This is a genomic window from Caballeronia sp. LZ032, from assembly GCF_031451315.1.
Taxonomy (GTDB): Bacteria; Pseudomonadota; Gammaproteobacteria; order Burkholderiales; family Burkholderiaceae; genus Caballeronia.
This window is the reverse complement of sequence record NZ_JARUXP010000002.1, coordinates 105,762-115,872: the sequence shown is the minus strand read 5'-3', so window position 1 is coordinate 115,872 and position 10,111 is coordinate 105,762. Positions and strand designations below refer to the sequence as shown.

The following is a 10,111-nucleotide window of genomic DNA, read 5'->3' as shown; positions in this document are numbered from 1 at the left end:
CCGCCATCGACGATCATCGCGTCGGGCTGTTGATCGATGCCGCGCCAGAAGTCGGCCGCCGGGATGCCGTAGCCCAGGATGCCGTTCGGCGTCAGGATCTTGATTTCGTCCTTCATGAAGTCTCCGTTCTCGACCAGCCGGGCCGCGTCGTTGCAACGCGCTTTCCGGTTCAGTCTCTAATGGCCCAATTATCGAGAACGGCCTCGCGAAACTCTAATCGCATTAGAATATCGATTTATAAGATGGCGTTATAAATCGGGCACGGAGGACACGGCGGCATGATGCAGGACGACCACTCCGCTCCGGACGAGGGCATCGACGGAATCAATCTGCGTTTCGATCTCATCGAGCTGGAAACCTTTCTCGCCGTGGCGGACCTCGGCAGCTTCAGCGCCGCCGCGAAGAAGATGCATGTCTCGCAGCCCTCCGTAACGAACCGCGTCCAGCGGCTCGAAGCGATGCTCAAGACGAAGCTCGTCGAACGCACGACCCGTCGCGTAACGCCCACGCCCGAGGGCGAAGAACTCGCGCGCCGCGCGCGGCTCGCGTTGCAGGGTTTACGCGAGTTGCTGACGGACTTTCATGCGCGTGCAGCGGCGTCCAAGATGCGCACGGTGATCGCCACCACGCCGATGCTCGCCGCCGTCGTACTGCCGCAACTCATCCAGTCGTTCCGCCAGGCGTATCCGTCGATACAGATCCAGGTTCGCGACCTGCAATACGAGGCCGTGCTCGCGACGCTCGAAGCCGGACAGGCGGACCTGGCCGTCAGCGCGTTCGATGGCGATTCCAGCAAGCTGCACTTCGAACCGCTCGCCCGCGAACCGATGCTCGTCGTGCTGCCCAAGGCGCATCCGCTGGCGGGCGCGCAGGACATCACGCTGGAGCAACTCGCCGATCTGCCGCTGATGCTGCTCGACCGTTACGCGTTGCTCCAGACGCGTCTCTCGGCCGAACTCGCCCGACGCGGCCTCACGCTCTCGACCATCCAGCACGCGACCAATGTCGGCACGGTGCTGGGGCTCGTCGATGCCGGGCTCGGCGCGACCTTCCTGCCGCGCTACATGGCGCAGCGCTACTCGCTCGAATCTCGTGCGACGCTGAACGTGCCGGAGATCGACCTGTCGCGCAACTTCGGCATTCTGGTGCGCGAAAAAGCCGATCTCAACCTGGCCTCGACGCTGTTCCTCGATCATCTGCGCGCCCACTTCGCCACGACGCTGCACGCCGGACAGACGTGACTACCTCGCGCCGGCCTTCGACTTCTTCGGCGCGCGCGGCGGCTCGGTCATCGACGTCATCGCCTCGGGCACGGGAAGGCCCAGCGAGCGAAAAGTCGTGTCGGTGATGATGCTGCGGAAGGTCTGCTCGGCGAAGTCGGGATCGCCGGACTTGAGCGCTTCGACGAACTCGTGATGATGATGCACGACGCTTTCGCTGCGCACCTCGTAGCTCGTATTGCCCTGCTGATAGAGCCGCACGAGCGAACTGATGGAATGCCAGGTGGTTTGCAGCAGATCGTTGTCGGCGAGCGTGCAGACGAGTTCGTGAAACTCCCAGTCCACCGCACGCAGCACGGCGGCATCATGGCCCGCTTCCGCGCGCTCCAGTTCCGCGAGCGACTGCTCCAGCTGCACGACGACATCCGGCTCATGACGGCAACGCGCCGCCACGAGCCGCGCGGCGAAGCCTTCGAGCACGGCGCGAATGCCGGTCATGCGCACGAAGTCGTCGTGCGAGACCTCGGCCACGTAGGTGCCCTTGCCGCGCACGGTGAAGACCAGCCCGTTGGCTTCGAGCGACTTGAGCGCCTCGCGCAACGGCCCGCGGCTCACGTTGAGCTGCCGGGCCAATTGCGTTTCGACGATGCGCTCACCCGCCTTGAGATCGCCTGAACGGATGGCGCTGACCAGCCGCGCCTCGACGAGTTGCGGCAACGAATGCTGCGGCGGCAGGGCCCATTTCTGATCGTCTGCGCTCATGGCGGTGGGCTGTTTCGTGATGACCCGAAGCGCGGCGCGAGGCTCGTCTGTCAACACGCCAGGGCCGCCGAAAAAGGATGCGCGATCATATCAGATGGCCCCTTCTTCCCTGAGCGTGGCGAGCTGCTCGGTATCGAGTCCGAGCAAGCCGCGATAGATGTCGTCGTTATGCTGGCCGAGGTCCGGTCCGAGCCAGTCGATGCCGCCCGGCGTCGCAGAGAGACGCGGCACGACATTCGGCACCGCCAGTTCGCCGATGCGCGCGTCCTGCATGGTCTTGATGTTCTCGCGCGCCGCGTATTGCGGATCTTCGAAGATCTCGTCGATGCCGTACACCGGCCCGCACGGCACCTGGAACTGTTCGCAGCGCGCGAGCACTTCGTCGCGCGTGAACTGCGTGGTCCATTCGCCGACAGTGCGGTCCACGTCGGCACGATCGCGCTCGCGACCCGAAATGTGCCCCCACTTGCCTTCGCCCGCGAGTTCCGGCGTGCCCATCGCTTCAGCGAGACGCGCGAAGATCTTGTCGCTGGTGCAGGCAATGGCGATCCAGCGGCCGTCGCTGGTCGGATAGTGGCTGTGCGGCACCACGTTCACCGTGCCCGGACCCATGCGCTGCCGCACGAAGCCGTTCTTCTGGAACGACGGCGCGAGTTCATCGAGGATGCGGAAGATCGGTTCGTACAAGCCGATATCGACGAACTGCCCTTCACCCGTGCGTTCGCGCGCCTGAATGGCCAGCAGCGCGCCGAGCGCGCCGTAGAGGCCCGCCATGTAGTCGGGAATGGTCGCGGAGCCGGGCGTGACCGGCGGCCGGTCCGGATAGCCCGCGAGGAACGACAGCCCGCCGAACGCATTGCCGATGCGCCCGAAGCCCGGCCGGTCGCGATACGGCCCGGTCTGGCCGAAGCCCGAGATGCGCACCATGATGAGCCGCGGATTCACTTCATGCAGCACGTCCCAGCCGAGGCCCCACTTTTCGAGCGTGCCCGGCTGAAAGTTCTCGACAAGGATGTCGGCGTCCGCGACCAGCTTCTTCAGCAACTCGGCGCCACCGGGCTTGCGCAAGTCGAGCGTGATCGACTTCTTGTTGCGGCATTCGGACAGCCACGGCAGCGTGACGCCCGCCTCCGTCATCGAGCCGAAGCGGCGCAATGCATCGCCCACGTCGGGCAGCTCCGCCTTGATGACCTCGGCGCCGAATTCGCCGAGCTGCGTCGAGCAGAACGGTCCCGCCAGGAAACTCGATACGTCGATCACGCGAATGCCGTCGAGCGGACGAACGTTGCGGGTGTCAGCCGATGTTGCAGTCATTGCCGTTTCTCCGATGGATGAAATGTTCTCAGCGCGCGTCGATCTGCGCGGCGAAGTCGAGCACGCGTTGCGCGCGATACGCGACCGGGTAATCGATGAAGGCGCCGTCGAGCCGGATCGACGCAACGCCTTCCGCTTCGGCGCGCTTGAACGCCTCGACGACGGCGCGCGCCTGAGTGATCTCGGCTTCGGTCGGCGAGAACGCGCGGTTCACCGCGTCGCATTGCGCCGGGTGGATGCACAACTTGCCCTGGAAGCCCATGCCGCGCGCACGGACCGCCGAGCGCGCGAGACCGTCGGCGTCGTCGAGGCGCACCCATACGGTATCGACGGGCGCCTGCAGTCCTGCCGCGCGCGACGCCAGCACCAGCGCGCTGCGGTACGCATGCAGTTCCGACTCGTCGCCGCTCCATATGAGGTTCATGTCGAGGCAGAAGTCGCCTGCACCAAAAGCGAAGCGCTTGAGACGCCGCACACGCTGCGCCGCCGACGTGCACAGCGCCTGAATCGCCGCGAAGCCCGCGCCGGTTTCGATGATCGGCATCAGCTCGATGGAATCCGCGTCAAGGCCACGCTCGCGCTCGAGCTGGCTCATGATCCAGTCGGCGGCATGCAGCTGTTCCACCGATTCGAGTTTCGGCAGCACGATGCCGTCCACGCCACGCGCGATCACCGCGTGCAGGTCGCCGAACGCGTACTCCGTGTCCAATGCGTTGATGCGGATATAGCCGCGCGCGCGATGCGGTGCTTGCAACGCTTCGACGACCGCCGCGCGCGTCGCAACCTTTTCGCTGGCCGCGACGGCGTCTTCGAGATCGAGGATTGCCGCATCGACATCGGCGTTCAGCGCCTTCTCGACGCGGCGCGCATGATTGCCGGGGACGAACAGAAAGGTGCGGGACAGCGCCATCGAACATCTCCTCAAGGTTTGGGGTCCAGTCCGGATTCGAGACTTTCGAGCGTCCGGCCGCGCACGTTCGGACCGAGCACGGCGAGCAGCAGCGCCATCACGACATAGGCGACGCCGACGGACGACACGACATAGAACGGGTTCTTCAACGTGAGCAACGCGGCCGCGACGGCGAACGGCGTGGCCGCCGACGCCAGCCGGCCGATCAGCGCGGCAGTGCCGAGGCCGCGCAGGCGCACGCCGGTCGGCAGGATCTCGGGGATATAGGTCGCAAAGCCGACCGACGATATAAAAAATATCGCCGTGACGAGGATCAGGCCGGTGATCATCAGTCCCTGCGGCGATGTCTGTCCCGCATAGGCGACGCCCGCGCACGCAGCGACCAGCGCGGCCGCCACCAGCGACCAGCGCCGCTCGATGCGGTCCGCCACCACGATGCCCAGCAGCGGCCCGAGGAAGCCGCCCATGAAGCTCACCGCAGCGAACGTGAAGGTGGAGCCGAGCGTGAGGCCGCGCGAGACGAACAGCGTCGGCAGCCAGCTGATGAGCACGAACAGGCCCGTCAGATGACAGATGTTGAACACGACGGCCAGCGCGAACCGTCCGCGCACGAGCGGCGAGAACAGCGCATCCCAGCCGAGATGCCGCGCCGGTTCGCGGGCGAGTTCGGCATCGGGCAACGTCTTGCCTTCGCGCTGCACGATGCCGGCCTCGATCGAATCGACCACGCGTGCCGCTTCCTCGTCGCGACCGACCGACGCAAGCCAGCGCGGCGACTCCGGCAACAGGCGCTTGTTTGCGAAGACCAGCAGCGCCGGAATCACCGACAGCAGGAACAGCACGCGCCAGCCGACGTTCACGTCGGTGTTCGGCACGATGAGCCGTGCCATCAGGGCGCCGAACGGCAGGCCGCCGTTCAGCAGCAACGCCACCGCCGACTGGAAGCGTCCGCGATAACGCCGCGGCGTGAACTCGTTCAGATACGCATAACCGGTGACGGTGACCGTGCCGATCGCGAAGAGGTTGATCGTGCGGAACGTGAGCAGCATGCCGTAGCTTGTCGCGAAGCCGCAGCCGAGGCTCGACAGGCTGTAGACCAGCACCGTCGCCTGGAACAGACGTCGGCGGCCGATGCGGTCACCGAGCAGTCCCGCCGCGATCGAGCCGAATGCGGCAGCGATGAGCGGCACCGAGATGAAGGTGGCCGTGGTCGCCGGCGTGAGCCAGCCGTGCTTGTGCAACGCCGGGATGACGAAGCCGGTGACGGTGAGATCGTAGCCGTCGAAGAACATCGCGACGCCCAGGATCGCGAACAAGGTCCAGTGAAAGCGCGACAGCGGCAGGCGCTCCATGCGCCCGGCGATGTTCAGCGCGGAGACATGCGCGTCGGTCCGCGCACGCACGTCGGCATCGTCGTACGAGGTCAGCGTGGCCTGCTTCATGACGTTCTCCCTTGCGCGTAGGCGGCGATGTCGAGCAGCCGCTGCATGCGCGGCACCAGATCGATGGCGACGAATTCGCCGTCGACGATGGCCGTGCCCTCGCCGCTCGCCTTCACCGCCTCGAACGCGTCGACGATGCGTCGGGCTCGCGCGGTTTGCGCTTCGGTCGGCGTGAACGCGCCGTTGACCGCATCGACCTGAGCGGGATGGAACACCACCTTGCCGCTGAAGCCCAGTTCCCGCGCGCGCAACGCGTCTGCATGCGTGCCTTGCGGATCGCGCAGGCCGTGCAGATAAGGCGCGTCGATGGCGTCGCAAGCAGCGGCGCCCGCTGCCGCGACGATCGTCGAACGCGCCCACAACAAGGCGGTCGGCGTGATCTCGGCGCCGGTTTCCATCGTGTAGTCGCCCGAGCCGAAGAAGAACGCGCAAAGGCGCGGCGAGGCGTCGGCGATGCTCAGTGCGTTCAGCACGCCGCGCGGCGTCTCCAGCGTGGCGATCAGCCTGACCGGCGCATCGCGACGTGTGAGTTCGGTGTCGAGCCAGCGCAGTTGCTCGGCGGATTCGACCTTGGGCACGAGCAAGGCGTCGCAGTGCGTCAGCGGCACGGCGTCGAGATCGCGCACGCAATCCGCCGTGCCCACCGCGTTGATCCGCACCACGCGCTCGCGGCCGCCGAAGTCCAGCGTCGGCATCAGCTTCGCGAGATTGGCGCGCGCTTCGTCACGGCGCACGGGCGGCACGCCATCTTCGAGATCGAAGACAAAGGAATCGACTGCCAGCTTCATCGCGCCCGCCATGCGGTCGGGGCGATGCGCGGGCGTGATGAGCATCGAGCGGCGGATACGCATCATTGCGGCCTCCGCGTCGAAGCTCGATGAAACAGCGCCGGAAGGCGCGGAGAGAGCATGCACGTACGCATTCGGTCGTCTCCTGAAGAAGCCCGCCGGGTCACTGCCGGCGGGTCTGCAATTCATTCTGTCAAGCTGTCGACAGTCGGACGATAGGGGTAAACGCGCCGAGCCCTGCTTTTCCCGCAGTACGGCACGTTTCGCTGCAAGCCTTACAGCACAAGGGTTCGCGCGCCATGAACACCCGTGCGCTATGCGGATCCTGCATAACAGGTATTCGAGCGTTTGCGTCGGGCTATCAATACGCTCCACCGAAACAACCCGCCATTGACGAACCATCCGGGAGGAGATACCCATGAGCATCGACGCAATCGACGGCGCCGCCGCGCAGTCCGTCGACGAAGGCAAGCTGTACAAGAAGCTGTTGTGGCGCATCGCGCCGATCCTGTTCCTCTGCCACACGTTTTCGTTTCTCGACCGCGTCAACATCGGCTTCGCGAAGCTGCAGATGCTCGGCGATCTCAAGATCGGCGACTCGGCCTTCGCATTGGGCGCGAGCATGTTCTTCATCGGCTATATCGCGCTGGAGATTCCGAGCAATATCGTGCTGCACCGCGTGGGCGCGCGACGCTGGATCGCGCGCATCATGCTGACCTGGGGCCTGATTTCCGCCGCCACGATGTTCACCGCCGAACTCGCGAAACTGTTCGGCGTCGAGAACGCGACGATGTTCTATATCCTGCGGCTGCTGCTCGGCTGTTGCGAAGCGGGCTTCTATCCCGGCGTGCTGCTGTACATCAATTACTGGTTCCCCTCCGACCGTCAGACCAAGGTGACCTTCGGCCTGTTGCTCGCGCTGCCTACCAGCCTCGTGCTCGGCGGCCCGCTGTCCGGCTGGCTGATGCAGCATTCGCACGGCTGGATGGGTTATAGCGGCTGGCAATGGATGCTGCTGATCGAAGGCGTCCCGGCGATGGCGCTCGCGTTCCTCGTCTACTTCGGTCTCGCCGACAAGATCCATCAGGCGAAGTGGCTCACCGACGCCGAGAAGCGTCTGCTCGACAAGAACGTCGTCACCGAAAACGCGCACAAGGAATACAAGTTCGGTCCCGCGCTGCGTGACTATCGCGTATGGCTGTGCGCGGGGATCATCTTTACCTACGCGACCGGCTGGTACGGGCTGTCGTTCTGGCTGCCGTCCATCGTGCGCGAGTCGGGCGTGAAGGACACGTTCCACATCGGCCTGCTCACGGCGCTGCCCTTCGTCTGCGCCGCCGCGACGATGCTCTTCAACGCATGGCATTCGAGCAAGACCGGCGAGCGCCGCTGGCACGCCGCGATTCCCGCGTTCGTGGGCGGTGCGGCGCTCATCATGAGCGCGGCCTGCGCGGGCAATCTGCCGGTTGCAATGATCTGCCTGTGCGTCGCCGCATCGGGCGTGCTCGGACTCACGCCCGTAGTGTGGACCTATCCGGGCAGTCTGCTGTCCGGCACGGCGGCCGCCGCCGGTTTCGCGATGATCAACTCGTTCGGCAGCCTCTCGGGCATCGCGGGATCTTGGATCACCAGCGTCATGAAGCAGGTGACCGGCAACATCAACAACGGCACCTATGCGCTCGGCTGCGTGCTCCTCTGCACCGGCATCCTCGTGCTGTGCATGCCCGCGGCGACCTTCGTGCGCGGCGGCGCGAGGAAGGCGCCTGCCGGGCCGAACGTCGCGAACGATGCGCTGACCGATTCGCCGGCTTGAGGCGCTAAGGCCGTTCGTCGATCGCGCGCCAGACGCCGTTTCGCACCAGCGATTCGGTTTCCTGGCGCACGATGCGATACAGCGCCTTCATCGCGAGCGTGGCTTCCTTCTTTGGCGAGAACGCAATCGACAGCACGCCGGACAGCGACGGCTCGCGAAGACGCCGCGCCTTCAGCGTGCCGCGTTCGAGGCGTTTCTCGATCGCGGCAAACGGCGCGATGCTGAAGCCCAGCCCCGCTTCGACGAGATCGAAGATGCCCGCCATGGCGTCCAGTTCGACGACGATGTTCAGTTGCAGTCCCTGCGCGGTCGCGGCATCCTCGGCGAGCGTGCGCAGGCCATGCGGACGCGGCGGCAGGACCCATTGCAGGTCCACGGTTTCAGCCAGCGCGATGGAGTCCGCCGAGGCATTCAGCACCTCGGCATCGGGCGGGCCGATCAGCAGCATCTCGTCCGACAGCAACGGCTCCACGCCGATCGTATTCAGCGACGTCACGTTGTACAGCACGCCGATATCGAGCTTCCCGGTCATCAGCCATTCGAGCAGATAGCCGCTCACGCTTTCGCGCAGCTTGAGCCGCACGTCGGGAAACTCCGCGCGGAAGCGCCTGGTGAGCGGCACCAGCAGGAATTCGCCGAGCATCGGCGGAATGCCGATCGTCACCGTGCCGCCCGGGTTCGAGCGCAGCGCCTGCATCTGGTTCAGGGCGCTGTCGGTGCGCATCAGGATGTCGCTGGCCGAGGCGAGGAAGGTCTTGCCGCCGTCGGTCAGCGACATGCCATGACCGTTACGGTAGAGCAGCGCCAGGCCGAACTCCTGTTCGAGACTCTGGATATGGCGTGTCAGCAGCGACTGGCTCACGCCGAGCAGTGTCGCGGCGCGCGAGAGACTGCCTTCACGCGCGACGACCTCGAAATACCGCAACTGTTTCAGTTCCACTTGCGCACCCTCCGGACTTGCCGGTATTGTCAGCGGCGACGGATTTCAGGTTTTGCATAACTGGTATGCAAGCGGCGCGGATGTCGCGTCGCTACGCTTGCCTCGTTCCATTCGATCAAGATCAGGAGAGTGCATGCTGCCGAAAGCACCGGGCTTTTCATTGCATGGCAAGACAGCGTTGATCACCGGCGGCGGACGCGGCATCGGCCTCGCGGCGGCGGCGGCGCTGGCTCAGGCGGGCGCGCGCGTGACGCTGGTTGCGCGTTCCGCCGATGAACTCGAACGCGCGTCCGGCCAGATCAACGAGGAAGGCGGCCAGAGCGACTTCATCGCGTTCGACATCACCGATTCGGCCGCCGTCAGCGCCGCCATCGAGGCGCGCGAGCCCTACGACATCCTCGTGAACTGCGCGGGCACCAATCGCCCGAAGCCGCTCGTGGAGGTGACCGATGACGATATCAACGCGATCATCGACCTCAATGTAAAGTCGGTCTTCCATGTGTCGCGCGCGGTCGCGAAGGGCATGCTGCGCGCCGGGAACGGCGGCTCGGTCATCAACGTGTCGTCGCAGATGGGGCACGTGGGCAGCCCGGGCCGCACGGTGTACTGCGCATCGAAGCATGCGCTCGAAGGCATGACCAAGGCGCTGGCATGGGAGCTCGGGCCGCACGCCATTCGCGTGAACACGGTGTGCCCCACGTTCATCGAGACCGTGCTCACGGCAAGCATGTTCGATGCGCCCGGCTTTCGTGACTGGGTCACGCAGCGCATCGCGCTGGGCCGCGTGGGACGCGTCGAGGAAGTGATGGGCGCCATCGTGTTCCTCGCCAGCGATGCCTCCACGCTCGTGACCGGCAGCGCGCTCATGCTCGACGGCGGCTGGACGGCTGCGTGATATAGACCATAACTCAAGCGAGACAAT

9 protein-coding genes are annotated in these 10,111 nt (G+C 65.5%); 3 read left to right on the top strand and 6 right to left on the bottom strand.

Annotation, left to right across the window (positions count from 1 at the left end; translation table 11 throughout):
- Nucleotides 1-278 precede the first annotated feature (278 nt).
- Nucleotides 279-1,241: a LysR family transcriptional regulator gene (locus tag QCE69_RS16110; RefSeq protein ID WP_309931819.1), complete on the top strand. Its 963-nt coding sequence runs from the start codon at nt 279-281 to the stop codon at nt 1,239-1,241.
- On the opposite strand, the gene QCE69_RS16105 is transcribed toward QCE69_RS16110, so the two are convergent.
- From QCE69_RS16105 to QCE69_RS16085, 5 genes are all read right to left on the bottom strand, one after another.
- Entirely contained in the window at nt 1,242-1,982 is a 741-nt protein-coding gene (locus QCE69_RS16105) for a GntR family transcriptional regulator (RefSeq protein WP_309920237.1), read from the bottom strand.
- Between the two features lie 90 nt (nt 1,983-2,072).
- On the bottom strand, nt 2,073-3,296 hold the full coding sequence (locus QCE69_RS16100; protein WP_309931817.1) for a CoA transferase: 1,224 nt from the start codon (nt 3,294-3,296) through the stop codon (nt 2,073-2,075).
- A gap of 28 nt (nt 3,297-3,324) precedes the next feature.
- Complete coding sequence (locus tag QCE69_RS16095; protein WP_309931815.1) at nt 3,325-4,206, bottom strand: CoA ester lyase; 882 nt, start codon at nt 4,204-4,206, stop codon at nt 3,325-3,327.
- A gap of 11 nt (nt 4,207-4,217) precedes the next feature.
- Complete coding sequence (locus QCE69_RS16090; protein ID WP_309920228.1) at nt 4,218-5,648, bottom strand: MFS transporter; 1,431 nt, start codon at nt 5,646-5,648, stop codon at nt 4,218-4,220.
- On the bottom strand, nt 5,645-6,502 hold the full coding sequence (locus QCE69_RS16085) for a CoA ester lyase (RefSeq protein ID WP_309931813.1): 858 nt from the start codon (nt 6,500-6,502) through the stop codon (nt 5,645-5,647). The genes QCE69_RS16090 and QCE69_RS16085 overlap by 4 nt, the downstream gene beginning before the upstream one ends.
- Nucleotides 6,503-6,854: 352 nt before the next feature.
- On the opposite strand from QCE69_RS16085, the gene QCE69_RS16080 reads away from it, so the two are divergent.
- Entirely contained in the window at nt 6,855-8,249 is a 1,395-nt protein-coding gene (locus tag QCE69_RS16080) for an MFS transporter (protein WP_309931811.1), read from the top strand.
- Between the two features lie 4 nt (nt 8,250-8,253).
- Here QCE69_RS16080 and QCE69_RS16075 read toward each other — a convergent pair whose 3' ends face one another.
- Complete coding sequence (locus QCE69_RS16075) at nt 8,254-9,189, bottom strand: LysR family transcriptional regulator (protein ID WP_309920218.1); 936 nt, start codon at nt 9,187-9,189, stop codon at nt 8,254-8,256.
- 133 nt (nt 9,190-9,322) lie between these two features.
- Between QCE69_RS16075 and QCE69_RS16070 the strand changes: the two genes are divergently transcribed.
- Complete coding sequence (locus tag QCE69_RS16070; protein ID WP_309931809.1) at nt 9,323-10,084, top strand: glucose 1-dehydrogenase; 762 nt, start codon at nt 9,323-9,325, stop codon at nt 10,082-10,084.
- The last annotated feature ends 27 nt before the right edge of the window (nt 10,085-10,111 follow it).

Coding starts and splice junctions, on each gene's coding strand:
- QCE69_RS16070 (WP_309931809.1), top strand. CDS start 9,323: ATGCTGCCGAAAGCACCGGGCTTTTCATTGCATGGCAAGACAGCGTTG.
- QCE69_RS16110 (WP_309931819.1), top strand. CDS start 279: ATGATGCAGGACGACCACTCCGCTCCGGACGAGGGCATCGACGGAATC.
- QCE69_RS16105 (WP_309920237.1), bottom strand. CDS start 1,982: ATGAGCGCAGACGATCAGAAATGGGCCCTGCCGCCGCAGCATTCGTTG.
- QCE69_RS16090 (WP_309920228.1), bottom strand. CDS start 5,648: ATGAAGCAGGCCACGCTGACCTCGTACGACGATGCCGACGTGCGTGCG.
- QCE69_RS16080 (WP_309931811.1), top strand. CDS start 6,855: ATGAGCATCGACGCAATCGACGGCGCCGCCGCGCAGTCCGTCGACGAA.
- QCE69_RS16095 (WP_309931815.1), bottom strand. CDS start 4,206: ATGGCGCTGTCCCGCACCTTTCTGTTCGTCCCCGGCAATCATGCGCGC.
- QCE69_RS16085 (WP_309931813.1), bottom strand. CDS start 6,502: ATGATGCGTATCCGCCGCTCGATGCTCATCACGCCCGCGCATCGCCCC.
- QCE69_RS16100 (WP_309931817.1), bottom strand. CDS start 3,296: ATGACTGCAACATCGGCTGACACCCGCAACGTTCGTCCGCTCGACGGC.